General features: G+C 65.8%; 24 protein-coding genes. 15 read left to right on the forward strand and 9 right to left on the reverse strand.

The features are described 5' to 3' along the window. Window positions 1-3 precede the first annotated feature (3 nt). Together VB672_RS05860 and VB672_RS05865 are read right to left on the reverse strand one after the other, a co-directional pair. Entirely contained in the window at window positions 4-4,827 is a 4,824-nt protein-coding gene (locus VB672_RS05860) for an NAD-glutamate dehydrogenase (RefSeq protein ID WP_329783238.1), read from the reverse strand. A gap of 207 nt (window positions 4,828-5,034) precedes the next feature. Beyond that, on the reverse strand, window positions 5,035-5,376 hold the full coding sequence (locus VB672_RS05865) for a winged helix-turn-helix transcriptional regulator (RefSeq protein WP_329783239.1): 342 nt from the start codon (window positions 5,374-5,376) through the stop codon (window positions 5,035-5,037). A 95-nt stretch (window positions 5,377-5,471) separates the two neighbouring features. Between VB672_RS05865 and VB672_RS05870 the strand changes: the two genes are divergently transcribed. From VB672_RS05870 to VB672_RS05880, 3 genes are all read left to right on the forward strand, one after another. Beyond that, window positions 5,472-6,488, forward strand: a complete 1,017-nt coding sequence (locus VB672_RS05870) for a zinc-binding alcohol dehydrogenase family protein (RefSeq protein ID WP_329783240.1) — start codon at window positions 5,472-5,474, stop codon at window positions 6,486-6,488. A 489-nt stretch (window positions 6,489-6,977) separates the two neighbouring features. Then, a complete protein-coding gene (locus VB672_RS05875) occupies window positions 6,978-7,358 on the forward strand; it encodes a DUF2794 domain-containing protein (RefSeq protein WP_173949073.1) in 381 nt (126 codons plus the stop codon). 125 nt (window positions 7,359-7,483) lie between these two features. After that, window positions 7,484-8,479, forward strand: a complete 996-nt coding sequence (locus VB672_RS05880) for an SDR family oxidoreductase (protein ID WP_329783241.1) — start codon at window positions 7,484-7,486, stop codon at window positions 8,477-8,479. A gap of 110 nt (window positions 8,480-8,589) precedes the next feature. Here VB672_RS05880 and VB672_RS05885 read toward each other — a convergent pair whose 3' ends face one another. Both VB672_RS05885 and VB672_RS05890 read right to left on the reverse strand, forming a co-directional pair. After that, complete coding sequence (locus tag VB672_RS05885; protein WP_329783242.1) at window positions 8,590-9,834, reverse strand: MFS transporter; 1,245 nt, start codon at window positions 9,832-9,834, stop codon at window positions 8,590-8,592. A gap of 7 nt (window positions 9,835-9,841) precedes the next feature. After that, on the reverse strand, window positions 9,842-10,378 hold the full coding sequence (locus tag VB672_RS05890; RefSeq protein ID WP_329783243.1) for a GNAT family N-acetyltransferase: 537 nt from the start codon (window positions 10,376-10,378) through the stop codon (window positions 9,842-9,844). A 112-nt stretch (window positions 10,379-10,490) separates the two neighbouring features. Between VB672_RS05890 and VB672_RS05895 the strand changes: the two genes are divergently transcribed. Then, the gene (locus VB672_RS05895; RefSeq protein ID WP_329783244.1) at window positions 10,491-11,999 is read left to right on the forward strand and encodes an MFS transporter; all 1,509 of its coding nucleotides are present in this window, start codon (window positions 10,491-10,493) and stop codon (window positions 11,997-11,999) included. A 100-nt stretch (window positions 12,000-12,099) separates the two neighbouring features. Continuing rightward, window positions 12,100-12,426, forward strand: coding sequence for a GYD domain-containing protein (locus VB672_RS05900; protein ID WP_329783245.1), 327 nt, complete (start codon window positions 12,100-12,102; stop codon window positions 12,424-12,426). A gap of 81 nt (window positions 12,427-12,507) precedes the next feature. Here VB672_RS05900 and VB672_RS05905 read toward each other — a convergent pair whose 3' ends face one another. From VB672_RS05905 to VB672_RS05915, 3 genes are all read right to left on the reverse strand, one after another. After that, entirely contained in the window at window positions 12,508-13,290 is a 783-nt protein-coding gene (locus VB672_RS05905; RefSeq protein WP_329783246.1) for a Bax inhibitor-1/YccA family protein, read from the reverse strand. Between the two features lie 227 nt (window positions 13,291-13,517). Then, window positions 13,518-16,106: an ABC transporter permease gene (locus VB672_RS05910; protein WP_329783247.1), complete on the reverse strand. Its 2,589-nt coding sequence runs from the start codon at window positions 16,104-16,106 to the stop codon at window positions 13,518-13,520. A 10-nt stretch (window positions 16,107-16,116) separates the two neighbouring features. Further along, window positions 16,117-16,815 (reverse strand): ABC transporter ATP-binding protein, encoded by a 699-nt coding sequence (locus tag VB672_RS05915; protein WP_442931918.1) that lies wholly within the window; start codon window positions 16,813-16,815, stop codon window positions 16,117-16,119. A gap of 66 nt (window positions 16,816-16,881) precedes the next feature. Here VB672_RS05915 and VB672_RS05920 point away from each other — a divergent pair, with 66 nt between their 5' ends. The 7 genes from VB672_RS05920 (at window position 16,882) to VB672_RS05950 (ending at window position 21,820) form a co-directional block, all read left to right on the forward strand. Beyond that, window positions 16,882-17,544, forward strand: coding sequence for an arylesterase (locus VB672_RS05920; RefSeq protein WP_442931920.1), 663 nt, complete (start codon window positions 16,882-16,884; stop codon window positions 17,542-17,544). A gap of 64 nt (window positions 17,545-17,608) precedes the next feature. Further along, window positions 17,609-18,652, forward strand: coding sequence for an aldo/keto reductase (locus VB672_RS05925; RefSeq protein ID WP_329783249.1), 1,044 nt, complete (start codon window positions 17,609-17,611; stop codon window positions 18,650-18,652). A gap of 125 nt (window positions 18,653-18,777) precedes the next feature. Further along, entirely contained in the window at window positions 18,778-19,314 is a 537-nt protein-coding gene (gene thpR / locus VB672_RS05930) for an RNA 2',3'-cyclic phosphodiesterase (protein ID WP_329783250.1), read from the forward strand. 36 nt (window positions 19,315-19,350) lie between these two features. After that, a complete protein-coding gene (locus VB672_RS05935; protein WP_329783251.1) occupies window positions 19,351-19,941 on the forward strand; it encodes a histidine phosphatase family protein in 591 nt (196 codons plus the stop codon). 85 nt (window positions 19,942-20,026) lie between these two features. Then, window positions 20,027-21,043: a YeiH family protein gene (locus VB672_RS05940; RefSeq protein ID WP_329783252.1), complete on the forward strand. Its 1,017-nt coding sequence runs from the start codon at window positions 20,027-20,029 to the stop codon at window positions 21,041-21,043. A gap of 66 nt (window positions 21,044-21,109) precedes the next feature. After that, the gene (locus VB672_RS05945; RefSeq protein WP_329783253.1) at window positions 21,110-21,412 is read left to right on the forward strand and encodes a 4a-hydroxytetrahydrobiopterin dehydratase; all 303 of its coding nucleotides are present in this window, start codon (window positions 21,110-21,112) and stop codon (window positions 21,410-21,412) included. Window positions 21,413-21,415: 3 nt separating this feature from the next. Further along, window positions 21,416-21,820 (forward strand): GFA family protein, encoded by a 405-nt coding sequence (locus tag VB672_RS05950; RefSeq protein ID WP_329783254.1) that lies wholly within the window; start codon window positions 21,416-21,418, stop codon window positions 21,818-21,820. A 181-nt stretch (window positions 21,821-22,001) separates the two neighbouring features. Here the strand turns inward: VB672_RS05950 and VB672_RS05955 are convergent, their stop codons facing one another. After that, complete coding sequence (locus VB672_RS05955) at window positions 22,002-22,787, reverse strand: SDR family NAD(P)-dependent oxidoreductase (protein ID WP_329783255.1); 786 nt, start codon at window positions 22,785-22,787, stop codon at window positions 22,002-22,004. A gap of 79 nt (window positions 22,788-22,866) precedes the next feature. On the opposite strand from VB672_RS05955, the gene VB672_RS05960 reads away from it, so the two are divergent. The 3 genes from VB672_RS05960 to rlmN all read left to right on the forward strand — a co-directional run bounded on the left by VB672_RS05960 (window position 22,867) and on the right by rlmN (window position 25,712). Next, window positions 22,867-23,253, forward strand: a complete 387-nt coding sequence (locus tag VB672_RS05960) for a YkvA family protein (RefSeq protein WP_329783256.1) — start codon at window positions 22,867-22,869, stop codon at window positions 23,251-23,253. A gap of 299 nt (window positions 23,254-23,552) precedes the next feature. Then, window positions 23,553-24,257 carry a hypothetical protein gene (locus tag VB672_RS05965; protein WP_329783257.1) on the forward strand — a complete coding sequence of 235 codons (705 nt, stop codon included), beginning with the start codon at window positions 23,553-23,555 and terminating at the stop codon, window positions 24,255-24,257. A gap of 141 nt (window positions 24,258-24,398) precedes the next feature. After that, the gene (gene rlmN / locus VB672_RS05970) at window positions 24,399-25,712 is read left to right on the forward strand and encodes a 23S rRNA (adenine(2503)-C(2))-methyltransferase RlmN (protein ID WP_329783258.1); all 1,314 of its coding nucleotides are present in this window, start codon (window positions 24,399-24,401) and stop codon (window positions 25,710-25,712) included. Window positions 25,713-25,804: 92 nt separating this feature from the next. Here the strand turns inward: rlmN and VB672_RS05975 are convergent, their stop codons facing one another. After that, window positions 25,805-26,311 carry a hypothetical protein gene (locus tag VB672_RS05975; protein ID WP_329783259.1) on the reverse strand — a complete coding sequence of 169 codons (507 nt, stop codon included), beginning with the start codon at window positions 26,309-26,311 and terminating at the stop codon, window positions 25,805-25,807. Window positions 26,312-26,390: the final 79 nt, after the last annotated feature.

Here is a 26,390-nt window from a genome sequence, read left to right on the forward strand (position 1 = left end):
GCCTCAACTCATCCGCGCAAGATCCCCGAGCAGGCTCGCCGCCACGGTGATCTTCGACAGGGTCAGGCCCGACGAGACGATGCCGTCGACCGCGCTCCGGATGCGGTTGACGTCGGCGCCGCGCTTCTCGCTCCAGGCACGCACCGCCTCGGCGCCGGACAGATCCTGAGACGATACTTCCGCCGTCAGGCCGCGATGGGCATAGGCGATGCTGTCGATGGCACGGTCGAGCGCCAAACGGTCGAAATAGTCGCTGACATTGATCTGCTGCGCCGCGCTGATGAGCGCGCCGAGCCGGAACGAGGCCTCGAGGGCGAAATGGGTGCAGGCGATGTCGCTGACGGGCTTACCGGTCTTCTGCGCCGTCTGCACGACATCGGGCGCCGCCACGAGATCGGGCAGCGACGCGATGCGCCGCGCCAGGTCCTCCGGCGTGCCCTCGTCCACCAGCGCCTTGGTGCGGGCGTCCCAGGCCGTCCGGGCCTCGGGCGAGAGCGTTTCCGTGAGGTTGCGCTCGATCTCGGCGATGCCGGCCCGGTAAGTGCCGATGATCTCGTCGAGGGAATGGTTGACGAAATCCACGTTGCGGATGAACCAGACGATCCGGTTCATCAGGAGATCCTGCAATTCGCCGTAGAGGCGCAGCTGACCCTGGCCCGACACGACACCGTCGAGGGCATCGATGGCGACGTTCATCTCGGTGAGGCCGAAGGAATCGCGGGTCGCCGCATAGGCGGCCGCGATGGTCGGGGCATCGGCGCCGGTCTGGTCGACGAGGCGTGCCACCATGGTCGGCCCGCCCCGGTTGATGATGGCGTTGGCAAGCTGCGTCGCGATGATCTCGCGGCGCAGGCGATGGCTTGCGATCGCGTCCGGGAAACGTTCGCGCATCTCGGCCGGGAAGTAGCGCTCCAGCTCCTTGCCGAGATACGGATCGTCCGGCACGGGGCTTTCCAAAAGCTCGTCGTGCAGGGAAAGCTTGGCATAGGCGAGCAGCACCGCGAGCTCCGGCCGCGTCAGGGCCTCCCCGCGGCGTCCGCGCTCGGCCAGGGTGCTGTCGTCCGGCAGATACTCGACGGCCCGGTTGAGGCGTCCCTGGGCCTCCAGCATGTGCATGAGCCGGCGCGCGAAGCCGAGATCGGCGACGCCGAGTTGCTCGGAGAGCGAGATCGCCAGGGTCTGCAGGTAGTTGTTGCGCAGGACGAGGGCCGCCACATCCTCGGTCATGTGAACGAGCAGCTCGTTGCGCTGCTCTTCGCTGAGACGTCCGTCGCGTTCCGGGGTGGTGAGCGCGATCTTGATGTTCACCTCCACGTCGGAGGTGTTGACGCCCGCCGAGTTATCGATGGCATCCGTGTTGAGGCGGACGCCGCTCTGCGCCGCCTCGATGCGCCCGCGCTGGGTGACGCCGAGATTGGCGCCCTCACCGATGACCTTGGCGCGCACCTCCGGACCGGTGATGCGGATCGCGTCGTTGGCACGATCGCCCACCTGCTCGTCGGTCTCGATCGACGCGCGGATATAGGTGCCGATGCCGCCGAACCAGAGCAGATCGACGCGGGCTTTCAGGATCGCGTTCATCACCTCGGCCGGCGTGGCCTGCGGCTTGTCGATGTCGAGAAGCGTGCGCATCTCGTCCGAGAGCGGGATCGATTTCGCGCTGCGCGGGAACACGCCGCCGCCCTGCGAGATTAGGCTCTTGTCGTAATCCTGCCAGCTCGAACGGGGCAGATTGAACAGCCGCTCGCGCTCCAGATAAGAGGCTTCCGGATCCGGATTGGGATCGATGAAGATGTCGCGGTGGTCGAACGCCGCCACGAGCTTGAGGGCCCGTGACAGAAGCATGCCGTTGCCGAACACATCCCCCGACATGTCGCCGACGCCCGCCACGGTCACGGGCGTCGTCTGGATGTCCACGTCGATCTCGCGGAAGTGGCGCTTCACCGCCTCCCAGGCGCCGCGGGCGGTGATGCCCATCTTCTTGTGATCGTAGCCCTGGCTGCCGCCGGACGCGAAGGCATCGCCGAGCCAATGGCCTTTCTCGATGGAGAGCGCATTGGCGATGTCCGAGAAGGTGGCCGTGCCCTTGTCGGCCGCGACCACGAGGTACGGATCGTCGCCGTCATGACGCACCGTATCGGCGGGAGGGACCACGCTGTCGCCGACGATGTTGTCGGTGAGCTGCAGCAGCGTGCGCACAAAGATGCGGTAGCTCTCGGTGCCTTCCGTGAGCCAGGCCTGCCGGTCGCTCGCCGGAGGCAGATGCTTGGGCACGAAGCCGCCCTTGGCGCCCACCGGCACGATCACGGCGTTCTTGACCTGCTGCGCCTTGACGAGGCCCAGCACCTCGGTGCGAAAATCCTGCGGCCGGTCGGACCAGCGCAGGCCTCCACGCGCCACCTTGCCGAAGCGCAGATGCACGCCCTCGACGCGGGGCGAATAGACGAAGATCTCGTAGAGGGGCCTGGGCAGCGGCAGGCCTTCCACCTTGGCGCATTCGAACTTGAACGCGATGGTCTGGCGCGGCAGGCCGTTGTCCTCAAGCTGGAAGAAATTGGTGCGGATCGCTGATTCGATCAGGTTGACGAAGCGGCGCAAGATCCGATCATCGTCGAGGCTCGTGACCTCCTTGAGTTGCTCCTCGATCCGCTCGCGGATCGCCGCCTCGGCGCCGGCGCGGTTCTTATCCTGGCGCGGGTCGAAGCGCGCGTAGAAGAGCTTCACCAGATCGGCCGCGATGGCGCCGTGGCGGGCAAGTGTCTCGGCGATGTAATCCTGCGCGTAGGTCACCTGGATCTGGCGCAGGTAACGGCCGAACGCGCGGACCATGGCCACATCGCGCCAGCCCAGGCCCGCTTCGATCACGAGGCGATTGAAGCCATCCGATTCCGCGAGACCCCGGAAGAGCGCGAGCAGTGCCGCCTCGATGAGTGCCTGGATCTCATCGATCTTGATGGTGCCTCCCGAGGCACGCTCCAGGGTCATGTCGTGAAGCCACACCCGACCCGTCGCGCTGAAGGCGACCCGGTAGGTCCTCTCGTTGACCACCCGGAAGCCGAGGTTCTCCAGAAGCGGCACCCGCTCCGACAGGGGCAGCGCCACATTGAGCGAGAACACCTTCAGGTTCACGCGGGTCTCATCGTCGCCTTCGCGGCGATAGAGGTCGACGGCGCGGGGACGGGCCTCCGAGAGCTGCTCCAGGAGAGCGATGTCCGCGATGGCCTGCTCGGCCCCGAACGCTTCGCGGTAGGCCGCGCTGAAGGCCTCGCCGTAGCGGGACGCCAGGGCACGGGCGCGGGCGCCGCCGACGCTGCCGTCGAGCGCGTCGCGCAGGGCATCGCTCCAGGTGCGCACGATGGCGGCAATGCCCTTCTCCAGGGTCTCGCGCGGCACGTCCGGCGTCTCGCCCTCGTCGCGCCCGATGATGTAATGGGTGCGCGCGAGCGGGCCTTCCGGGTAATCGGGATAGGAGGCTGAAACGCGCCCCTCGTAGATGCCCGCCAGGAACTGGCCGATGCGCTGGCGCGCCTGGGTGTCGTAACGGTCCTTGGGCACGAAGACGAGCACCGAGACGAAGCGGTCGAACTCGTCGACGCGGGCGAGCGCCCGCACCCGCGGACGCTCCGACAGGTTCATGATGTCGATAGCGAAGCGATAGAGCGTGTCCTCGTCGATCTGGAACAGCTCGTCGCGCGGATAACTTTCGAGCACGTTGAGGAGCGCGCGGCCCGCATAGCTCGCGGGATCGAAGCCCGCATGGGAAACGACCTTCGCCACCTTGAGGCGCAAGTATGGCACTTCGCCCGTTGTGTTGGTATAGGCGCTCGCCGTGAACAGGCCGACGATGCGCAATTCGCCGCGCAGATGACCGCTGTCGTCGAACAGCTTGACGCCCACATAATCGAGATGGGCGCGGCGATGGACGCGGGATTTCACGTTCGCCTTGGCGATGATCAGCGCCTGCGGGCGCGCCAGGAAGGCGCGGATTTCCGGCGTCATCGCCACCAGCTCGCGGCCGCGGCGCAGCACGCGCACGGAGGGATCGCGCAACAGGCCGAGACCCGAGCCCTCGACCGGATCGGCCGCCGTGTCCCCGGAGGGCAGGCGATATTCGCGCAATCCTAAGAAGGTGAAGTTGTCCCGAGCGATCCAGTCGAGGAACGCGATGGCTTCCTTCACATCGTCCTCCGGCAGCGGCGGAGGATTGAGGCGGTAATTGTGCACGATCTCGGCGATCCGGGCGCGCATGCCCGGCCAGTCGTGGACCGCTACGGACACGTCCCTGTGCACCAGGCGCATGGCTTCGATCAGGCGGGTGCGGGTTTCCGCGTCGTCGATGCGCGGCAGGTGGATATGGATGAAGCTTTCCCGCTTCACGCCGAGCCGCAGGGCGGCCGTGGCCTCGCCCACCAGGCGCACGAGAGCGCCGCTCGAGTCCCGTTCCACGGCCAGGATCGGGTGGGCCACGAGCAGCGGCTCGTAGCCCTGGTCCACGACCTCGGCGAGGGTCGAATCGAGCAGGAAAGGCATGTTGTCGTTGACGATCTCGAGCACCGACACGTCCTGGCGCCGGCCCTCGCGCTCGATCTGGAAATCGAAGAGGCGGATATCGGCGCCATCGCCGGTGCGCGAGGCCTTGAGGTGCTCGAAGGCTTCCGCAGCGAGATCCGCCAGGGTCTGCGGCGAATAGGAAGCCAAGTCCTCCGGCGGGACGCGCCCGTAGAGATCGCGCACGAAGGTTGGCGGAACGGCCTTGTGTCCGGATTCCAGCACGGCGACGGCGGAGGCCGTCAATTCGCTTCCGCTGGTCGGTGTATCCAGCTTCATGCGCGCATCCTCTTATGTGTATCGAGCCGTTTCCCTTGCAGGAAATCAGCTCTTCCCTCTGCTTGATCGCATTTGTGGCGGCGAACCGGGTCCGCTGCGCCGAAAATGCTCTAACCGCGGGAGCGTTGCCACAGTGCGACAGGTTGCGCAACAAAAGCATAAAGATCTGAACAAAGTAGGGTAAAGTTGCTGCACCGCACAGGCACTTTACGCTGCCTCGGCCTGTTCAGACGACAGATTTTCGTCACCCCACTCCTTCATGGCCATCAGCACGGGTTCCAGAGATCGACCGCGGCCGGAGAGCGTATATTCGACCCGGGGCGGCACCTGGGCGTAAACGGTCCTGACGATGAGGCCGTCCGCCTCCAGCTCGCGCAGCTGATGGGTGAGCATACGCTGCGTGATGGATGGGATGAGCCGGCGCAACTCGTTGAAACGCAAGGTTCCGCGCAGGAGCTTGTAGAGGACGATGATCTTCCACTTGCCGTCGATCAGGCTCATGGTCCGCTCCACGGAGCATCCCTGAACCCTCGGCACCTTCTGCGGCATCACGGTATCCTTTTCGACACTATGGGCTTTTTTTGTGCGTTCTTGCGGCATCTAAGACTATGCCCAACTATGCTCCCGTCAACAGGAGACATGCCATGCGCGCCGTCGGATACCAGCAATCCCTTCCCATCGATCAGGACGATTCCCTCATGGACGTCGAGCTGCCCAGCCCGGAGCCGGGCCCGCGCGACCTTCTCGTCGAGATCAAGGCAGTGTCCCTGAACCCGGTCGACACGAAGGTTCGCATGCGGGCGCAAGCAGAGCCGGGCGGCTACAAGGTTCTGGGCTTCGATGCGGCCGGGATCGTCCGAGGGGTGGGCAAGGACGTTTCCCTGTTCAAGGAAGGCGACCAGGTGTTCTATGCCGGCGCCATCACCCGCCAGGGCACCAACGCGGAATTCCATGTGGTGGACGAGCGGCTCGTGGGCACAAAGCCGAAATCCCTTGGATTTGAGGAAGCCGCAGCCCTGCCGCTCACCACGCTGACCGCCTGGGAAACCCTGTTCGACCGGCTCGATATCCGCCATCCCGTGAAGGGCGCGGCCAACGCCGTCCTAATCGTGGGCGGTGCCGGCGGCGTCGGCTCCATCGCGATTCAGCTCGCGCGCCGGCTCACCGATCTCACCGTCATCGCCACCGCGTCCCGGCCCGACACGCAGGCATGGGTCAAGGAGCTTGGCGCCCATCACGTGATCGATCACGGCAAGCCTCTCGCGGCTCAGGTGGAAGCGTTAGGGATCGGCGCGCCGGCCTTCGTGTTCTCGATCACCCACACGGACAATCATTTCGCCGAGATCGCCAAGACTATCGCACCGCAAGGCCGCTTTGCCTTGATCGACGATCCGAAGGGGCCGCTCGACATCATGCTCCTCAAGGGCAAGAGCGTGTCGATCCACTGGGAATCCATGTTCACCCGCTCCACCTTCCAGACCGCCGACATGGAGCGACAGCACGAGATCCTGAACGAAGCGTCGCGTCTCGTCGATGCGGGCACGATCAGGACCACCTTGGCCGAGGTCGTCGGGCCGATCAACGCCGCCAATCTCAAGCGCGCGCACGCTCTCATCGAGAGCAACCGCACCCGGGGCAAGCTCGTGCTGTCGGGATTTTGAAGGATCTTGAGCGTGCCGGAATCCGCCTCGCCGTTAAGCAATCGGTAACCGACAAAAAAAGAGGGCTTTGCGATCTGGACCATCGCAAAGCCCTTTAAACAAGAGAAAAGGCTGCCTTGAAGGGCAGCCCTGTGCCTCGAGGGTGGCCCGGCCCTTCGCGCGACTCAGAGGGCTGGGGGGCTGACGTGTCCAAGCCGTTCGATGAGCCGGGCCGTCGAGGCAACTTAAGTATTTACGGCATTTACTGCGGCTCCATCACGGCGCGAATGAGGCAGGAATAAGATTTGGAAAAGAACCCGTGATTCATTGTGTCGTCATGGGTTGATCCCTTAGCCGCCGAAGCCCATCATCAGAGCATGTCGACCGAAGCATCGGACATGAAAGTGGGTCCCGCCTTTGGGTCCGATGCTCATGTTTTCACTTGCGCATCGTCGGGCGTGGAGAACCGGGTCCGGTGCTCCGCACGATGCGCCAGCCATGGGAGGCTTCATGAGCGAAGGTGACATCGCAGAGCCGCTGCGCGGCGGCTCGATGCAGGGTTCAGCCCACATCGTTCCTTTCCCCGCCGCGCCGAAACAGGTTTCCTTCGATCGTGCCGAGCTGCAGGCCATTCTCAATCTCTACGGCCGCATGGTGGCCGCCGGCGAGTGGCGCGATTACGCCATCGACTTCCTGCCCGACAAGGCGGTCTTCTCCATCTTCCGACGCACCTCCGAAATGCCCCTCTACCGGATCGAGAAGGACCCGAAGCTCGCCAAGAAGCAGGGCGCCTATTCGGTCATCGTCTCGACGGGTCTGATCCTCAAGCGCGGACATGAACTCGCCCGCGTGCTGCGGGTGCTCGACAAGCCGAAGGTCGTGTCGGCTTAGAGCCGTCACCGCTCGGCAGTCCGGAACACCGCCCGGTTCATCGCGTTGCAGGAAGAATGCCGCTGAAGCCGGACCGGCTTCGACAGCGACGCGGCTCGATCACAGCAGCAGCGATGAGGACGCTCATGACGCGCGACCTGGCCGGCCTTTCCGTCGTGATCACCGGCGCCTCGAGCGGGATCGGCCGCGCTGCCGCCCTCACGTTTGCCCGGCGCGGCGCCCATGTGGCCCTCGCGGCCCGCCGGGCGGAGCTGGTCGAGGACCTGGCCCGCGAATGCCGGGATCTCGGCACACGGTCCATCGCGGTTCCCACGGACGTGACCGACGCGGCAGCCGTCGACGACCTGGCCCAGGCGGCCCGGCGGGCCTTCGGCACCATCGACGTCTGGATCAACAATGCCGGCACTGGCGTGTTCGGCCCCTACCAGGATGCGGACATCGCCCTGCACCGGCGCACGATCGAGGTGAACCTGCTCGGGTCCATGCACGGCGCCTATGCGGTCCTGCCGATCTTCCTCGGCCAGGGCCACGGCATCCTCATCAACAACATCTCCCTCGGCGGCTGGGCGCCGAGTCCCTTCGCGGCAGCCTACACAGCATCCAAGTTCGCCCTGCGGGGCTTCTCGGCGAGCCTGAGGCAGGAGTTGGGCGACCACCCCGACATCCATGTTTGCGGGGTGTTCCCGGCCATCATCGACACCCCGGGCCTCGACCACGGGGCGAACGTGTCGGACCGCCAGATCAATCCGGGACCGCTGATCTATGCGCCCGAGGACGTGGCCGAAACCTTCGTCTCGCTGGTGCGCCGCCCGCGCGACGAGGTGGCCGTGGGATGGCCCGCCCGCGCGGCGCAGGTCGCCTATGCCCTGGCTCCCGGCCCGACGGAGCACCTGGCCGGCGCCTTCATGCGCCGGGCCCTGGAGCGGGCTCGGCCCGCGCCGCGGACGGAAGGCGCCCTGTTGCAGCCCGTTCCCACGGGCCGGGGCGTGAGCGGCGGGTGGCGGGATCGCAAGGGCCTGCCCCGCTCGGCGCGGCAACCGAGCCGCATGGTTGGCGCCATCGCCCTGGCCGGCTTGGCGCTTCTGCTCGGCACGAAGGCTGCGGCGCGCGTTCGGCACTAGAGCATCGGCCCAAAAGTGGATTTGCACTTTTGGGATCCATCCGATGCTCTACTGCTTGATGTGCGCATCGGATGAGCCGGAAAACCGGGTCCACTTTTCCGTCCGATGCGCTAGCTTTCGATCGTCTCGGGCAGGGCGATCAGCCACAGGGTCGAGGCGAGGACGCCGAGGGCCCCGGTCCACAGGATCGGCCGGATGCCGATGTGGTCGGCGAGCAATCCCGCCAGCAGGGCGGCCACCAGTCCGAGCCCGGTGCTGAGAAGATGCACGACTCCACCCTCCCGCCCACGCAGGGCATCGGGCGTCACGGTTTGGCGCAGGGTCGTCAGATTGGTGTAGAACACCACATAGAGCCCGTCTCCGCACAGCTGCGCCACGCAGAGCAGCGCCACGGCCAGCCAGAGGGGTCCGTGCGCCAGCGGAATGAAGCTGATCACGAGCCCATACAGCACGAGCACGCCGATCAGCAGCGTGCGGACGGAAAAGCGCTTGCCGGCCCATGCGGCGAGCCGCGAACCGATGACCGCGCTGATGCCGCCAAGAGCAATCACGAAGCCGAGAATGCCCGGAGGAATGGCGAGATCGCGCACCGCATAAAGCACGTAGAGCGGCGCGAAGAACGACAGGAAGAACATGAGCGTCGAAAAGCAAAGCGTCAGCGGCCTTAAGACCGGATGCGCGAAGACGAAACGCAGCCCCTCGGCCGTCTCCCGCCACAGGTTCGGCGCGTGCTCGCCCGTCTCGAGCGGCTTTTCCGGCCGCCGGATCGAGCCGAGAAGAGCGGCAGACCAGAGATAGGACAGGGCGTCGAAGAGAATGGCGAAGGGCGCGGTGAGGAGCTGAATCGCCACGCCCGCCGCGGCGGGACCGACGACCTCCGCGACCGCATCGGTGGTGGCAAGCTTGGTATTGCCTTCGAGGAGTTGGTCCTGCGCGACCACGCTCGGCAGATAGGCGTTGTCGGCCGTCTGAAAGATCATGGAGAAGAGCGCCACGACGGTGGCCACTCCCATGATCTGGCCGATGGAAACGGCGTCGTGCCAGGCGGCAACCGGCAGGCTCATCAGGGCGGCCGCCCGGACGAGATCCGCCATGATGAGCACGCGCCGACGGCGGGTGCGGTCGATCCAAGCCCCGACGAACGGGCTCAGCAGAACCCCCGGCAGGGCGCTGAGCGCAATCAGCAATCCAAGATCCGTCGCAGTCGCGCCCAGGGACAGGGCCGCGATGATCGGCAAGCCTTCGCGCGTGAACCGTGTGCCGATGGCCGACAGGCTTTGGGCGGCCCACAGGCGCAGGAAATCCGGGTTGTCCCACAGGCCACCCCGGGGCCGGGTCAGGAAGCCAGCTTTCATGGAGACGCTATCTGATCGGCCGGGTCGGCGGTTCCAACATGCCGCGCCCGAGCGGGCGCTGCATCAGCACGGTGGAGAGCCAGCGCCCGTGCTTGTAGCCGATGCCCTTCAGGATCCCCACGGGCTCGAAGCCAAGGCTCTGGTGCAGGCCGATGGAGCCCTTTGATTCCTCGTCCCCGATGACAGCCACCATGAGCCGGAAATCCCGGGTCTCGCATGCCTCGATCAGGGCCGTGAGCAGCAGGCGTCCGACACCCTGCCCCTGCGCGGACGGGGCGACGTAGATCGAATCCTCCACGGTGGAACGATAGGCCGGCCGCGTCCGGTAGGCCCCCGCATAGGCATAGCCAAGGATGGTGCCGTCCTTCTCCGCCACGAGATAGGGATAGCCGCCCTCCAGAAGGGCGTTCCGGCGGCGCGCCATCTCCGGTTTGTCGGGCGGATCGAGCTCGAACGAGGCCGTGCCATGCGTCACCGCATGGGCATAGATCGCCGTGATGGCATCGAGATCGGATTCGGACGAGGGGCGGATGAAGATGCTCATGGAGGCTCTCTAAACCACATTGAAGCCCGGACGGAATGGCATTCCGGATTGGGAAGACTGTCTTTTCCTCTCGTTTTCGCCTTAGCATGGACATCATGAGAAAGGCACGCCCGTGAACGACCAAGGCCCAGGCGGGGTGCGACCGCCCACCGCTTCCAAGACCCAGACCATTGTGGTCTGGACTGCGATCCTGGCCTCCAGCATGGTCTTTGCCGACGGGGCCATCGTCACCGTGGCGATGCCGCGGATGCGCGAGAGCCTGCAGGCGTCGCTCGCCGAGATGCAGTGGGTCACCAACGCCTATGCGCTGACGCTCTCCGCCTTCCTGCTGCTGGGCGGCGCGGCCGGCGACGCCTATGGTCTCAGACGCATTTTCATGATCGGCATCGCCTGCTTCGGCCTGACCTCCCTGTGGTGCGGCCTGTCCGAATCGGCCGGGATGCTGATCGCGGCCCGGGCATTTCAGGGGATCGGCGGTGCCCTGCTGGTGCCGGGATCGCTCGCCCTGATCAGCGCCCATTTCCCGAAGGACGCGCGTGGCAAGGCCATCGGCACCTGGGCGGCGGCCTCGGGGATCGCCGCGGCGCTCGGGCCGATTCTCGGCGGCTGGCTGATCGATATCGGCCCCTGGCAGGCGATCTTCTGGATCAACGTCCCAATCGCCGCTCTGGCGCTCTGGCTATGCTGGCGACATGTGCCGGACAGCCCGGTCATGGGAGAGACCGCCATGGACTGGCTGGGCGGTGTTCTTGCCGTCGTGGCCCTTGGTCTCCTGGCCTATGGGCTGACGGCTTTAGGCGAGCGAGAGAGCCACAAGGGCGCGGCGACGCTGCTGACGCTCTCCGGCGGAGTGGCGCTAAGCCTCTTCGTCCTGCACGAGAAGCGCTCTGCCGCGCCGATGATGCCCCTCGACCTGTTTCGCGTCCCTGCGTTCGCCAACGTTAACGCCCTGACCCTTCTGCTCTATTTCGCTCTGAGCGGCGCCCTGTTCTTCCTGCCTACCGCGCTGATCGAGGCCCATGGCTATTCGGCCGCCCAGGCAGGCTCGGTGTTCCTGCCCTTCACCATCGTGATGGCCGTGCTCTCCCGGCTCGGCGGCGCGATGACCGATCGGTTCGGCACCCGGATGCTCCTCACAGCAGGCCCGCTCGTGACGGCCTTGAGCTTCGCGCTCCTGGCCCCGGCCATGTTTCACGGCGGCTATTGGCTCGCGATAGTGCCGGTCATGGCCATCATGGGGCTTGGCATGGGGATCACGGTCGCGCCGCTGTCGACGACCGTGATGAATGCCGTCCCGGACGAGCGGATCGGTGTTGCCTCCGGCATCAACAACGCGGTCTCCCGCGTCGCCGGGCTGATTGCCGTCGCCGGATTGGGCGTCGTGGTCACGTTCGGGTACCGGCAGGCGGCCCGATGGGCGAACCCGGAAAGGGCGGATCTCTTCGCGCAGGCGACCTTCGGGGCGCTCCCGCCCTCCTCCGCCTCGCCGCCCGAAGCCCTGCAGGCGCTCTACACGACGGCCATGATCGGCGGGTTCGGGGTCGTGGCTGTGATCTGTGCCGCTGCGGCTGCTGCAAGCGCGTATTTCGGCTACCGCTCGGCATTGAAGGGACAGGCCTAAGTCGATTGTCTTTCGGTCCTGGTGCAATGGACTCGCCGCCTCACCGATTTGGGCGTTAACTGCGGTCGCTGGGGCCGAACTCCGACGGACGAGGTGAGCCATGGCCATGTATCTTACACGCTTCAGCTACACGCCCGAGACATGGGCGCGCCTGATCCAAAATCCCGAGGATCGCCGCGCCGCGGCTCGTTCGTACATCGAGTCAGTAGGCGGAAAGCTGCACGGGTTCTGGTACGCTTTTGGCGAGCACGATGGCTGGAATTTATGGGAGGCACCGGACAACGTATCGATGGCATCTGTTGTGCTTGCTATCGGTGCGGGAGGCGCGCTTCGCTCGTGCGAGACGACTGTCCTCCTCAGCGTCGAGGAGCTGATGGAAGCCCTCGAGAAAGCGAAGTCGGTTCGGTATCGCCCACCGGGAGCCTAGAGGATCGTCAGACGTCGGCTCGTCAAAACAAAAGCCCCGGCCTTTCGGCCGGGGCTTCGCGATCACGCGATCCGCTCGTCCTTACTCGTTGCGGTTGCCCACGAGAGCGAGGAGGAACTGGAACATGTTGATGAAGTCCAGGTACAGCGTCAGGGCGCCGAACACGGAGGCCTTGCCGGCAGCCTCGGAATCGAAGTTGCCGTAGAGATACATCTCCTTCAGCTTCTGCGTGTCGTAGGCCGTCAGGCCTGCGAAGATCAGGACGCCGATCACGGAAATGCCGAACTGCAGGACGCTCGACGCGACGAAGATGTTCACGATCGAGGCCAGGATCAGGCCGACGAGACCCATGATCAGGAACGAGCCCATGCCCGACAGGCTGCGGTTCGTGGTGTAGCCCCACAGCGACAGCGAGCCGAAGGCCGCCGCCGTGATGAAGAACACCTGCACGACGCTCGCGCCGGTATAGCGGATGAGAAGCGTCGAGAGCGAAGCGCCCATCACCGCCGCGAAGGCGAAGAAGGTCGTGCGAGCGGACGCCGCCGACATCCGGTCCATCCGGAACGAGAAGAAGAAGATGAAGGCCAGCGGCGCCAGCGCCACGATCCACATCAGGGGCGAGCCGTACAGCGTCGCGCCGAACTGGGTCAGGCCGACGCCACCCATCCGGGCGACCGCCTGAGACGGATCGCTCGTGGTGGCGAGCATGTTGATGCCAAGGGCGACCAGGGCCGAGATGGCCAGGCCCAGGACCATGTTGTTGTAGACGCCGAGCATGAAGGCGCGCAGGCCCTGGTCGACCTGAGCCGCCGTCCGGGCAAAGCCGGTGCCATAGGCGTTTTGGTTTTGCTCATACGGTTGCATCGGAGTCCTTTCTCGCGGTGTCCCGTGTGTTCCCTCGAAAGGCTGGAATCAGCCCTCGGCCGCCGTGTTTCCGGCGACACCGGAAATATGAGAGGGCTGCGCTCATTCCGCAAGGGGGAGAGCCAAGCTTCAAACCTTCGTGAAGAAAGAAAAATGAGGAGCAGCGGCGATGCCGCTCCTCATTCCATTTCAGTCGCTTCTTTATAGCGGCGCGCGAGGATAGAACGTTAAAGGTTTCTTAAGTAGAGGGCCGGCTTTTGACTTAAGATCCGCCAGGTTCCCACAAGGCCTAGACCGACGCTCACGAGAACCGCCAGCGCTGAGGCCAAGACGGCCCCCGACAGGTCCAAAGTAAAGCTTAGGTTCATCACGCGGGTGATGATGAAATAGGCCGCGAGCGTTCCTGCCATCAGTCCGAACACGGCCGTGGCGGCGCCCAGCAATCCGTATTCGAGGGCATAGGCCGAGAGCAGCCGGGCTCGGGTGGCGCCGAGCGTTTTCAGCACCACCGCATCGTAGAGCCGCGCCCGGTGGCCGGCGGCCAGGGCGCCGGCGAGAACCAGGAGGCTCGCGATCAGCGCGATGGAGCTGGCGCCGCGGATCGCCATGACGAGCTGCGAGACCACGTCGTTCACCGCCTCCAGGGCATCCTTCACCCGCACGCTCGTGACCATGGGATAGGCCTGGGCGGAGCTTCTCAGGATGCGGGCGTCGAGCGCCGCATCCGAGCCGTTCGGGAAGGTGACGGTGGCGAGATGCGTATGCGGCGCGCCGGCAAAGGCATTGGGCGAAAACACCATGACGAAGTTGATGCCCATCGAGCGCCATTCCACCTCGCGCAGGTTGCCGATCGTGGCGCTGATGTTGCGGCCGAGCACGTTGACGGTGATCTCGTCGCCGATCTTGAGCCCGAGACCCTCGGCGATCTTGCGGTCGAAGGAGACCAGCGGCCGACCGCGGTAGCCCTCAGGCCACCATTCGCCCTGCACCACCTTCGAGCCTTCCGGCGGCTTGGCCGCATAGGTGATGCCGCGGTCGCCCTCCAGCACCCAGGACACGTCCTCGGGCGCCTTGACTTCGGCCACCGGCCGCCCGCCGAGCGTCACCAGACGTCCACGCATCATCGGCACGCGCTCGATCTGGGCTTCGGAAGCTTGACTCTTCAGGAAGCCCTCGAACGAATCCGCCTGCTGGTTGGGAATGTCGAGGAAGAAGAAGCTCGGCGCGCGCTCCGGCAGGCTCTGGGTGAGCTGGCGGGTGAGATTGGTGTCGATGAGCGCGAGCGTGACCAAGAGCGTGATGCCAAGGCCGAGCGACAGCACCAGCGAGGGCGTGAGCGCACCCGGCCGGTGGATGTTCGCGAGCGCCAGCCGCGGCGCCGTCCGGCGGGGACGCGGCAGGCGGCGGGCAAGCGCCATGATCCCGAGCGCCACGAGACGCAGGAGCAGGAACGAGCCTGCGGCGGCACCCACGAACATGAGGGCGATGCGGCGGTCATAGGCCGCCAGCAGCGACAATCCGACCAGCGCCGCAACCGTGAGCGCCAGCGCCGCCAGGTAGCGCTTGCGCGGCCAGCGCCGCTCCGGATCGACCTGGTCCCGGAAGAGGCCGGATACCGGCACGTCATGGGCCCGGCCCAAGGGCGCAAGCGCGAAAACCAGAGCCGTGAGGACGCCGTAGAGCAGCGCGATGCCGAGTTCGCTCCAGGCCAGGGTCGGCTGGATCGGGATCGGCAGGAGATGGCCGAAGAGACCTGTCACGACGAAGGGCAGGACGGCGCCAAAGGCCAGGCCGATCCCAATGCCGACGAGGGCGATCAGCATCACCTGCGTGAGATAGAGCAGCACCACCTGCCCGCCGGGAGCGCCGAGGCTCTTGAGGGTGGCGATGGAGGCGCGCTTGCGGTCGACGAAGCCGCGCACCGCATTGGCGACACCGACGCCGCCGACGAGGAGCGCGGTCAGGCCGACCAGCGTGAGGAACTGGGTGAAGCGCTCGATGTTGCGGGCAAAGCGCGGATCCGCGTTGAGGCGCGTGCGGATGTTCCAGCCTGCCTCCGGCAAGACGCGGTTCGCCTCCGCCTCGATCTGCGTCAACGCCTCCTCGGTCGATCGCTCGGCCGGCAGGGTGAGCCGATAGGTCCAGCGCACGAGGCTGCCGGGCTGCACCAGGCCCGTCGCCTTCAAGGTATCCTGCGACAGCAGGAGGCGCGGCCCGAACCCGATGCCGTCGGCGATCTTGTCGGGTTCCGAGACGAGGCGGGCCCGCAATTCCACGTTGGCCGCGCCCACCGTGACGCGATCGCCCACCTTCAGGTCGAGACGGGCGAGGAGCGCCGGATCGACGGCGGCCCCGAAGGCACCGTCGCGCTCGGCGAACAGGTCGGCCGGCGGCAACTGCGGATCGGTTTCAAGCATGCCGACCGTGGGATAGCCTCCGTCGACCGCCTTCATCTCCACGAGTCCGGAGCCCTTCTCGCCGGCCAATGCCATGGCCCGCATGGTAGCGATGACGTTGACCCGGCCCTTCGATTCGAGGAAGGCCCGCTCGGGTGCCCCCGCCTCGCGCTGGAGCAGAGAGAAGGCCATGTCGCCGCCGAGGATCCGCCGGCCCTCGCGGGAGATGCCTTCGGTCAGCGAGCGGGACAGGGACGAGACGCTGGCGATCGCCGCCACGCCGAGCGCAATGCAGGCGAGAAAGATGCCGAAGCCCCTCAAGCCCCCGCGCAACTCGCGAAAGGCAAGGCGCAGCAGGAGAGGCAGACGCGACGCGAATCCGGGACGTCGCTGCGGCGTGGCGGGAAGGGAGCCGTGCATGGTCGTCTCCTTACGCCACGGTCGGGGCCGGTGCGGCCTCCACCTGCCCGGAACGTAGACGAACCATACGGTCGCAGAGGCGGGCGAGATTGAGATCGTGGGTCACGAGCACGAGGGTGGCGCCGCGGTCGCGTTTGAGGGCGAAGAGCAGGTCGATGATGGACCCGCCCGTGTTCTCGTCGAGATTGCCGGTGGGCTCGTCGGCCACGAGGATTGCCGGATTGGGCACGATGGCGCGGGCGATCGCCACGCGCTGCTGCTCGCCGCCCGAAAGCTGCGCCGGATAATGATGCAGGCGATGGCCGAGGCCAACGGCCTGCAGCTCCGCCTCGGCCCGCTCGAAGGCCTCGTCGTCGCCCGCGAGTTCCAGCGGAAGGGCCACGTTCTCCAGCGCCGTCATGGTGGGAACGAGGTGGAAGGACTGGAACACGATGCCGATCCGCCGGCCGCGAAACCGGGCGAGCGCATCCTCGTCGAGGCCCGCCAGATCGGTGCCGTCGACGATCACCTTGCCCGAATCGGGACGCTCCAGGCCGGCCATGGTCATGAGCAGGGTCGACTTGCCCGAGCCCGAGGGACCGATCAGGCCCACCGCCTCGCCCCTGTCGACGTTCAAGGAAATGCCCTTGAGGATATGCACCCGTGCGGCCCCGCGCCCGAGGCTCAAATCGACATCGTGCAGCGCGATGGCCTTGTCCTGCATGCCCATTCACCCGATCTGTTGGAAATTCCGACGTTACCCGGTTCTAGTCCGGTAGAGATGGGAAGCCTATCGATGAAGCGCCAATCCGGCCCATTCATGACGATCATTTTTGCGTGTGCGGCGGCCCTTGCCGCCATGGTCGCTCCCCTGCCTTCCGCCCAGGCGCAGGGCCGGACGATCCGCCTCGTGGCGCTGGGCGACAGCCTGAGCGCCGGCTACAACCTGCCGCAGGAGGCGGCTTTCCCGGTGGTGCTGGAGCGGGCGCTCAAGGCCAAGGGCTACAAGGTGGAGGTGGCCAATGCCGGCGTGTCAGGCGACACCACCTCGGGCGGCCTCGACCGGCTCGACTGGTCCGTGCCAGACGGCACCGACGGGGTGATCCTGGAACTCGGCGCCAACGACATGCTGCGCGGGCTCGACCCGGCCGGAACCCGCAAGAACCTCGAGTCCATCGTCGAGCGGCTGAAGAGTCGCAACATCCCGGTGATGCTGGCCGGCATGTATGCCTCGCGCAATCTCGGGGCGGATTACGTGCAGAAATTCGACAGCATCTATCCGGACATTGCGAAGAAGCACGACCTTGTGCTCTATCCCTTCTTCCTGGACGGAGTCGTGGGCGAACGATCCCTCAACCTGCCCGACGGGATGCACCCGACGGCCAAGGGCGTGGAGATCATCGTCGAGCGCATTCTGCCCAGCGTCGAGAGCTTTCTCGCCCGTCTTTCTCAGCGCTGACCGTCGTCGGCGCCTCATTCTCGCCTGAACGCGGCGGATCATGTCCCCGCGAGGAGCTTACCTCATGGAATACCGCCGCCTCGGCCGCACGGATCTCAACGTCAGCCTCATCTGCCTCGGCACCATGACCTGGGGCCAGCAGAACACGGAGGCCGACGGCCACGCGCAGATGGATTACGCCCTCGATCAGGGCGTCAACTTCTTCGACACGGCCGAACTCTATTCGATTCCGCCCCGGCCTGAGACTCAAGGGGCCACCGAGCGGATCATCGGCTCCTGGTTCAAGGCGCGAGGTTCGCGCGACAAGGTGATCCTCGCCACGAAGGTGATCGGCCGCTCCGACAGCACCTGGTACCGGGACGACGGCTCCAAGGGCGAGCTGTCGCGGGCCCAGATCGAGGAGGCCGTGAACAAGAGCCTCAAGCGGCTCCAGACCGACTATATCGATCTCTATCAGATCCACTGGCCCGACCGGCCCATGCCCTGGGGCTCGAACCCGACGATCTACCGTCATCAGGAGGGCGAATCCCATCCGATCGGCGAGACGGTCGAGATCATGACCGACCTGGTGAAGGCCGGAAAGATCCGCCATTTCGGCCTCTCCAACGAGAGCGCCTGGGGCACCATGACCTTCCTCAAGCACGCGGATGCCAAGGGCCAGGCCCGGGTGCAGTCGGTGCAGAACGCGTACAATCTCCTCAACCGCACCTACGAGGTGGCACTGGCGGAGGTCAGCATGCGCGAGAATGTCAGCCTGCTCGCCTATTCACCGCTGGCGCAGGGCTATCTGACCGGCAAGTATCTCGACGGCGCCCGCCCGCCAGGGGCCCGCACCACCCTGTTCAACCGCGGCCAGCGCTACGAGAACCCCACCGCCGAGGCGGCGATCCGCAAATACATCGCGCTTGCCAAGGAATTCGGCCTCGATCCGGCCCAGATGGCGCTGGCCTTCGTCAATTCCCGCCCGTTCGTCGGGTCGAACATCATCGGCGCGACCTCCATGGAGCAGCTGAAGACGGATGTCGCTTCGATCCATGTGACGATCACGCCGGAACTGGAGGAGCGCATCGACGCGATCCACGTCGAACACTGCAATCCCTGCCCATAGCCCTCCCCTTTCCCGTCATGGCCGGCCCCGTGCCGGCCATGACGATCACGAGGGGAGATTCTCACCGGAACAAACCCCTCTCGCCAGTCGTCTGACTCGACACCAGCAGCCTCGGGAGGTGCCGCATGCCCCGTCTTTTCACCGGCATCGAGATCCCGGCCGAGATCGGCCTGGCCCTTGCGAGCTTTCGCGGCGGACTTCCCGGGGCGCGCTGGATTGATCCCGAGAACTATCATCTCACCCTGCGCTTCATCGGCGATATTGACGACCGCATGGCGGACGACGTCACGTCGATCCTCGGCGAGAGGCGCCAACGCGCGCCGCTGAACCTGACCATCGACGGGCTCGACACCTTTGGCGGCGGGAAACCCCGGGCGGTCTTCGCCCGTACCGCCGGCAACGGCGAATTGAACGAGCTGCAGGCGGAGCAGGAACGTCTCCTGCGCCAGGTCGGCCTGCCCCCGGAGACGCGCAAGTTCACCCCGCATGTGACCCTGGCGCGCCTGCGCAACGTCTCGCCCGTCGATGTGGCGGATTACATCGCGACCCGCGGACACTTCCCGAAGCTGACGTTCACGGCCGACCGTTTCGTCCTGTATTCCTCCCGGAACTCGGTCGGCGGCGGGCCCTACATCGTCGAGGCGGCCTATCCCTTGAGCTAGCTCGACGCACGCGTGCAAGGCTGTTACAGCAGCCTCATGACTTCGCTCGTCTTCATCACCCATCCCGAAGTGGTCATCGATCCCGACCAGCCCATTCCCGAATGGCCTTTGAACACCGTGGGCCGCGCCCGCATGGAGCGTTTCGCCGGAGTGCTCGCGGACCGGGACGTCTCCGCCGTCTATGCCAGCACCGAACGAAAGGCCATGGATGGCGCCGCCATCGTGGCCGAGCGCCTCGGCCTCTCCTATGCGACCGACGAGGATCTGGGCGAGAACGACCGCTCCGCCACGGGCTACATCGCGCCGCCGGAATTCTGGGACGTGGTGCGGGAATTCTTCGGTCGCCCGCACGAGAGCATCCGCGGCTGGGAGCGCGCCGTGGACGCGCAGGCGCGCATCGTGAACGCCATCGGTCGCATCCTGCGCGAGGACGAGACCGCCGGCGACATTATCGTCGTCTCGCACGGTGCGGTCGGATGCCTGTTGACCGCGCATCTGCAGAAGGTCGCGATCGGCCAGGAAAGCCGCCCATCCCACCCCGGCGGCGGCTGCTTCATCGTCATCGACCGCGATTCCTTCACGCTGACGCAGGACTGGCGCACCATCGAGGATGGGTTTGCGGCTTGAGAATAACGGCGCCGTGTTTCGCGCTTGCATCCGCTCAACCTTGAGACTAGCGCTGCGCTCCAAAACCCAGGACCGATCCGAGCCCATGACCCGCACCCGCATTGCGCAAACAGCGCCCGGCATCGCCCTGTGCACGGCGATCGCGCTTGCGGCCATGGGACTGCAATGGGCGGAAGACCAGTGGACCGGGCGACCCTGGCTCGAGGCACTCGTCATCGCCATCCTGCTCGGCACCCTGGTGAGGACCCTCTGGACGCCTGACCGGCGTTGGGTTCCCGGCATCGGGTTTTCCGCCAAGACCTTGCTCGAGATCGCCGTGATGCTTCTGGGCGCCTCGATCAGTTTTCAGGCCGTCATCGAGGCGGGCTTCGGCCTCATCGTCGGCATTGCCGTCGTGGTGGCGCTCGCCATTGCGGCGAGCTACGGGCTCGGCCGCTGGCTCGGGCTGCCGAAGCGCATGGCGATGCTGGTCGCCTGCGGCAACTCGATCTGCGGCAACTCGGCGATTGCCGCCGTGGCGCCGGTCATCGGCGCCAAGCCCGAGGACGTGGCCTCCTCCATCGCGTTCACGGCCATTCTCGGGGTGATCGTCGTGCTCGCACTCCCCCTGCTGGTGCCGCTCCTCGGCCTGTCGTTGACGCAATACGGCGTGCTGGCAGGCCTCACCGTCTACGCGGTGCCGCAGGTGCTGGCAGCCACCGTGCCGGTGAGCCTCGTCAGCACGCAGCTCGGCACCCTGGTGAAGCTCGTGCGCGTGCTGATGCTCGGCCCGGTGGTGATCGGCCTGTCGCTCGTCGCGGGACGCAGCACGAAGGATGCGAAGCCGAGCCTGGCCTGGAACCGGCTCGTGCCCTGGTTCATCATCGGGTTCTTGGGCCTGGCCCTGCTGCGCTCTCTCGGCCTCATCCCGGATATGGTTCTGCGCGTGATCGCTCCCGTCGCGACCCTGCTCACCGTCATCTCCATGGCGGCCCTGGGCCTTGGGGTGGATTTCAGGGTTCTCGGCCGCGTCGGCGCCCGTGTGACGCTGGCCGTGACGCTCTCGCTCCTGGTGCTGATCGCGATCAGCCTGGGCCTGATCCGGCTGCTCGGCATCGCGTGAGGGCTTGAAACCTCGGAACTGTGCTTCATGACTAAGGCGAGCCTGCCGTGACGATGAAGTGCGCCCATGCCCCGCCTGACCGAATCCGAGCGTTCCGAACTCCTGCCCGCCCTCGACGGCTGGGCGCTGGTCGAAGGTCGCGACGCCATCCACAAGCGTTTCGTGTTCGACGATTTCAACGCGGCCTTCGGCTGGATGACCCGCGTTGCCCTCGCCGCCGAGGCCATGAACCACCATCCGGAATGGGTCAACACCTACAACAAGGTCGAGGTGACGCTGGCCACCCATGATGCCAAGGGCCTGACGCGCCGCGACGTCGAGCTGGCGCAGCGCATGGACCAGATGGCCGCAGGATTGGTGAAGCGCTAGACCATGACCGATCAACGCATCCGTACGGGCGGCTGTGCCTGCGGGCAACTGACTTTCGAGGCCCGGGGCGAGCCGAAGCGCGTGGGGCTCTGCCATTGCATGACCTGCCGCAAAATCAGCGGCGCGCCCTTCAACGCCTATGTGATCTTCGCCACCGATCAGGTGACGATCTCGGGCGAATTCCGAGGCTGGTCCGCGACGCCCGAGAGCGAGCGCTGCTTCTGCGTCGTGTGCGGCTCGCAGGTCTTCGACCGGGATTCCGACACCGAGATCGAGATCAAGCTCGGCGCCTTCGACGAGACCGACCTCTTCACGCCGACCTATGAAGCCTGGGCCAAGCGCCGGGAGCACTGGCTCCGCACCTCGGATCTCGAAAGCTTTTCCGAGAACCGGGGCGAAGTGTCCTGAGAGTTGGGAAAAGGGTTCACCAGCCTTGCATTGACGTCTCTCGACGTCATGGCCGGGCTTGTCACGGCCATCCCGATCGGACAAGCGCCGCGCTCTACCGAAGCGGGATCACCGGCACAAAGCCGGTGATGACGAAATGATGCGGGCGCGATCAATCAACGGCCCATGCGATGTGAATCGTCTATTTCGGCTGCATGCGCAGCGCGCCGTCGAGGCGGATGCCTTCGCCGTTGAGCATGTCGTTCTCGATGATGGCCTTTACCAGCGCGGCATATTCCTCCGGGCGTCCGAGGCGCGAGGGGAACGGCACGTTGGCTTCGAGGGCCTTGCGGTAATCCTCTGCGATCCCTTCGAAGAGCGGCGTGTGGAACAGGCCCGGCATGATCGTCATCACCCGGATGCCGAATCCGGACAGGTCACGGGCGACGGGGAGCGTCAGCCCCAGCACCCCACCCTTGGAGGCGGCATAGGCGGCCTGCCCGATCTGGCCGTCATGCGCGGCCACGGACGAGGTGTTGACGATGACCCCGCGTCCGCCGTCCGGCGTCACCGGGTCGAGCCCGGCCATGGCGGTGGCACATTTCGCGATCATGGCATAGGTGCCGATCAGGTTGATCTCAACCGCACGGCGGAAGCTTGCCAGGTCGTGGGGGATCAGTTCCCCGGTCTCGCGCTTCTTCGCAACCGTGCGCTTGCCCGGCGCGATTCCAGCACAATTAACGAGGACCCGTTCGATGCCGTTGGCCGCACGGGCCGCGGCAAGCGCCGAATCGATGGAGGCCTCGTCGGTGACATCGGCCTTGCAGAAGACGGCCCCGATCTCCCGGGCAACCTCCTCGCCGCGCTCGGCGTTCATGTCCAGGATGGCGACTTTCGCGCCGGTGGCGGCCAGCATTCGGGCCGTGGCCTCGCCGAGGCCCGACGCACCCCCGGTGACGATTGCTGCCATCAATTTGTCGAGCTTCATCGCTTTTCTCCTCCGATCGGAGACGTCTTAAGCTATCCTCGACGCTTCGGGAACGCACACGATGGAAGGAACCGGTTGAATGAGTGAACCCTTCATGAAGCCTTTCTCCAAGGCCGAGATGGAGGCCATCCGCCAGGAGACCCGAGACGAGGAAGGCCTGAAGCGAAGGTTCTGGGACAAGCTGAAGCGTGTGGCAGGCAAGATTCCCTTTGCCGAGGACCTCGTGGCCGCCTTCTTCTGCGCCACGGACCCCGCAACGCCAAGCCGTGTGAAGCTCATCCTCCTAGGAGCGATCGCCTATTTCGTGTTCCCTACGGACGCCATCACCGATCTCCTGCCCCTGTTCGGCTTCGCCGATGACGCAGCGGTCCTGGCGGCCGCGATCACGCAGGTCGCCGGTTCCATAACGGAAGAGCACAAGGAGCGGGCTCGCAAGGCTTTGAAGGACACGGTCGAGCGGACCTGATATCTTGGTGTTAGGATTCCATTCAGAACAAAGAATATTGACTTATTGCAATGTTATTATAGTTAACGTAAAGATGAGTCGTTCGCAACAAAGTCATTTCCTTCCTCCGGCTTTTAAAGACGAACAAGCATTGCAGAACCACCTCGGGCCGCCCTTCCGGCGGCCCTTTTTCTTGGGCGGCGCGGATGGATCCGGTTGGCCAGACCCACCGCCACGTTTCGACGCATCGCCAATCCGCCGTCGCAGCCTTAACGGAGATGGTGAAGAGTTCTTAACCATCCACCTGTATGGTCCGCCCCATGATTACTGCATCTCTCCAGCGCGGCATCGCCGCGGGCATCCTTTCCGCCGTCGTCGTCATCGGAACCGGACCTGCAGCCCTGGCTCAGTCCCAGCGTTCGACGCAGCAATCGACCCGTCCTGCCGCCCCCAAGCCGGCGCCGGTGGCCAAGCCTGCAACAACCACCCGGTCCAACGCGGCCAAGCCCGCGGCAGCAGGGGCTGCGGCTGGAGCGGCGGCGGCGACGGCCGTCAGGCCGGCTCAGGCAGCGACCGGTCCCGGAGGCGCTTCGCTTCTCACGTCCTATGGCGACTGGGGCGTTTACACGGCCCAGACCGGTCGCTCGAAGATCTGCTATGCCCTCAGCCAGCCGAAAGACCGGTTGCCGAAGAACGTGAACCGCGATCCGGCCTATCTCTTCGTGTCCTTCCGCCCGGCGGAGAACGTCAAGAACGAGGTCGCCCTGGTGCTCGGCTTCACGGCAAAGGAGAACGGCCCGGCGGAAGCCGCGGTCGGCAATGCCTCCTATGCCCTGATCACCAAGGCGGCGAACGCCTGGCTCAAGAACCCCGCCGAGGAGGGGCAAGCCATTGCCACCATGGCGCGAAGCGGAACCGTGACGGTGAAGATGCAATCGGCCCGCGGCTCGAGCCTGACGGACCGCTACTCCCTGAACGGCTTCGGCAAAGCTCTGGAGCACGCCCGCAAGGAATGCGCTTCTTAAAACCCTCCGCCGTTGAAAATTAGTGCCTCAATGAGCATGTTCCGGGTCTTGCGCCCGGAATTTTGCGTTTGAAGGCTCACGGTTTCGGCGCAATCGTGTTATAGGCACGCCGACTCCCAACAACGAGGCTTGAGATTTCCCATGGCGACGGTGCTCGACATCGCCAAGCGTAACCCCAATGCGGTCCCGGTGGCCGTGAGCGATGCCGCGCGCGCGGCCGGGTTCATCGAAAAGACCGCGGAACTGAACGTGGCGGCGGGAGCCGCCCCCGGCGGCGCCTCCCTCGTCGGCCTCACCCGCGACCAGCTCAAGGACTCGCTTGCCGCCATCGGCGTGCCGGAGCGCGAGCTCAAGATGCGCGTCGCCCAGCTCTGGCACTGGATCTATTTCCGCGGGGCCAAGGACTTCGCCGAGATGACCAACGTGGGCAAGGACCTGCGCGCCAGGCTGGCCCAGGCCTATACGCTCGCCCGCCCCCAGGTGGTCTCCGAGCAGGTCTCGAAGGACGGCACCCGCAAGTGGCTCATCCGCATGCCCTCCACGGGCCCGCTCGACAAGGGCGCGGAGATCGAGTGCGTTTACATCCCGGAAGTCGACCGCGGCACCCTGTGCGTGTCGAGCCAGGTCGGCTGCACGCTCACCTGCTCCTTCTGCCACACGGGCACGCAACGTCTCGTGCGCAACCTGACCTCGGCCGAGATCGTGGCGCAGCTCATCGTCGCCCGCGACTCCATCGGCGACTGGCCGGACGCGGTCCCGCCGGAAGGCGCCTTCGTGCCCGCCGACGGCGGACGCTTCGTGTCCAACATCGTGTTCATGGGCATGGGCGAGCCCCTCTACAACATCGGTGACGTGATCGCCGCCATCGACGTCATGTCGGACGGCGAGGGCCTGACCCTGTCGCGCCGCCGCATCACGGTCTCCACCTCCGGCGTCGTGCCGCAAATGGAGCGTTTGGGCTCTGAGGCCAACACCATGCTGGCGATCTCGCTTCATGCGGTGCGCGACGAGTTGCGCGACGAGCTGGTGCCGATCAACCGCAAATACGACATCAAGCAGCTGCTTGATGCCTGCCGGGCCTATCCGGGTCTGTCGAACGCCCGCCGCATTACGTTCGAATACGTGATGCTCAAGGGCGTGAACGATTCGGATGCCGACGCCCGCGAGCTCGTGCGACTCCTGAAGGGCATTCCGGCGAAGATCAACCTGATCCCGTTCAATCCCTGGCCCGGCTCCAAATACGAGTGCTCGGACTGGGAGCGGATCGAGCGCTTCTCCGAGATCGTCTACCGCGCGGGCTACGCCTCGCCGGTGCGCACGCCGCGTGGCCGCGACATCCTCGCCGCCTGCGGGCAGCTCAAGAGTGAGACGGAAAAGCTGCGCGCCCGCGCCCGCATGATGGCCGAACAGGGCATCGGGGCCGAGGGCGTCTATGCGTTGGGGGACGAGGAGTAGACTCGCGGGCATCCCCGATCTTCGAAATCAACGGTGAGAGTTGTTTCCGCTGGCGTGGAAACAACTCTTTTCTTTGGTTCAATGAAGACTCTCTAAGCGTTGTCCCGCGCCGCCTGCGCGCGCTTGCCCGCCTGCGAGACGCGCCCGACATCCATCGGATTGACGATCCGCTCGCGGCGGCTGCTCGCATTCTTGCGCATGCCCTTGCGCGGCGTCTTGCCTGAATCCGGCCGCGCCGTCGTCTCCGCTCCCTGGCGCAAGGCGAAGGCCCGGTGGGCGTTGGCGCGAAGCTCCTCCGCCTTCCGGCGCGTGCGCTCGCTGTTGATCCGGGTCAGCGCCTCGGCCAGGACGCCTGCCTTCTGGCGGTTGCCGGCATCCTGCTTCTCGAAGGTCGTGGCCTGCCGGCCCTTGCCGCGAACGTCGCGGCGCTGGCGATGGGCGATGTCCCGCGCCCGGTCGCGCCGCTCCCGCAGGCGCTGCGTCAGGTCCTTGAGCGCCGAATCCTCCAGCTTGCCCAGCACCGGATATCGGGTCTGCTCGACGAGGGTGTATTCCTCGTCGCTCATGAGCCGCCGCTCGTCCAACCTCGACGTCGCCATGACGTCCTCCTCTCGTAGGAATGCCCGCCGCCCGGTGCCTTAACTAGCGCATTGTCAGGCGCGGAAAACCGGGCCGTTC

The sequence above is a fragment of the Microvirga sp. CF3016 genome, from assembly GCF_036314085.1.
Lineage (GTDB): Bacteria > Pseudomonadota > Alphaproteobacteria > Rhizobiales > Beijerinckiaceae > Microvirga.

What these genes read in the sequence shown, in the direction of transcription:
- VB672_RS05860 (WP_329783238.1), bottom strand. Translation starts at nt 4,827, where the DNA reads ATGAAGCTGGATACACCGACCAGCGGAAGCGAATTGACGGCCTCCGCC.
- VB672_RS05865 (WP_329783239.1), bottom strand. Translation starts at nt 5,376, where the DNA reads ATGCCGCAGAAGGTGCCGAGGGTTCAGGGATGCTCCGTGGAGCGGACC.
- VB672_RS05870 (WP_329783240.1), top strand. Translation starts at nt 5,472, where the DNA reads ATGCGCGCCGTCGGATACCAGCAATCCCTTCCCATCGATCAGGACGAT.
- VB672_RS05875 (WP_173949073.1), top strand. Translation starts at nt 6,978, where the DNA reads ATGAGCGAAGGTGACATCGCAGAGCCGCTGCGCGGCGGCTCGATGCAG.
- VB672_RS05880 (WP_329783241.1), top strand. Translation starts at nt 7,484, where the DNA reads ATGACGCGCGACCTGGCCGGCCTTTCCGTCGTGATCACCGGCGCCTCG.
- VB672_RS05885 (WP_329783242.1), bottom strand. Translation starts at nt 9,834, where the DNA reads ATGAAAGCTGGCTTCCTGACCCGGCCCCGGGGTGGCCTGTGGGACAAC.
- VB672_RS05890 (WP_329783243.1), bottom strand. Translation starts at nt 10,378, where the DNA reads ATGAGCATCTTCATCCGCCCCTCGTCCGAATCCGATCTCGATGCCATC.
- VB672_RS05900 (WP_329783245.1), top strand. Translation starts at nt 12,100, where the DNA reads ATGGCCATGTATCTTACACGCTTCAGCTACACGCCCGAGACATGGGCG.
- VB672_RS05905 (WP_329783246.1), bottom strand. Translation starts at nt 13,290, where the DNA reads ATGCAACCGTATGAGCAAAACCAAAACGCCTATGGCACCGGCTTTGCC.
- VB672_RS05910 (WP_329783247.1), bottom strand. Translation starts at nt 16,106, where the DNA reads ATGCACGGCTCCCTTCCCGCCACGCCGCAGCGACGTCCCGGATTCGCG.
- VB672_RS05915 (WP_442931918.1), bottom strand. Translation starts at nt 16,815, where the DNA reads ATGGGCATGCAGGACAAGGCCATCGCGCTGCACGATGTCGATTTGAGC.
- VB672_RS05920 (WP_442931920.1), top strand. Translation starts at nt 16,882, where the DNA reads ATGAAGCGCCAATCCGGCCCATTCATGACGATCATTTTTGCGTGTGCG.
- VB672_RS05925 (WP_329783249.1), top strand. Translation starts at nt 17,609, where the DNA reads ATGGAATACCGCCGCCTCGGCCGCACGGATCTCAACGTCAGCCTCATC.
- thpR (WP_329783250.1), top strand. Translation starts at nt 18,778, where the DNA reads ATGCCCCGTCTTTTCACCGGCATCGAGATCCCGGCCGAGATCGGCCTG.
- VB672_RS05935 (WP_329783251.1), top strand. Translation starts at nt 19,351, where the DNA reads ATGACTTCGCTCGTCTTCATCACCCATCCCGAAGTGGTCATCGATCCC.
- VB672_RS05940 (WP_329783252.1), top strand. Translation starts at nt 20,027, where the DNA reads ATGACCCGCACCCGCATTGCGCAAACAGCGCCCGGCATCGCCCTGTGC.
- VB672_RS05945 (WP_329783253.1), top strand. Translation starts at nt 21,110, where the DNA reads ATGCCCCGCCTGACCGAATCCGAGCGTTCCGAACTCCTGCCCGCCCTC.
- VB672_RS05950 (WP_329783254.1), top strand. Translation starts at nt 21,416, where the DNA reads ATGACCGATCAACGCATCCGTACGGGCGGCTGTGCCTGCGGGCAACTG.
- VB672_RS05955 (WP_329783255.1), bottom strand. Translation starts at nt 22,787, where the DNA reads ATGAAGCTCGACAAATTGATGGCAGCAATCGTCACCGGGGGTGCGTCG.
- VB672_RS05960 (WP_329783256.1), top strand. Translation starts at nt 22,867, where the DNA reads ATGAGTGAACCCTTCATGAAGCCTTTCTCCAAGGCCGAGATGGAGGCC.
- VB672_RS05965 (WP_329783257.1), top strand. Translation starts at nt 23,553, where the DNA reads ATGATTACTGCATCTCTCCAGCGCGGCATCGCCGCGGGCATCCTTTCC.
- rlmN (WP_329783258.1), top strand. Translation starts at nt 24,399, where the DNA reads ATGGCGACGGTGCTCGACATCGCCAAGCGTAACCCCAATGCGGTCCCG.
- VB672_RS05975 (WP_329783259.1), bottom strand. Translation starts at nt 26,311, where the DNA reads ATGGCGACGTCGAGGTTGGACGAGCGGCGGCTCATGAGCGACGAGGAA.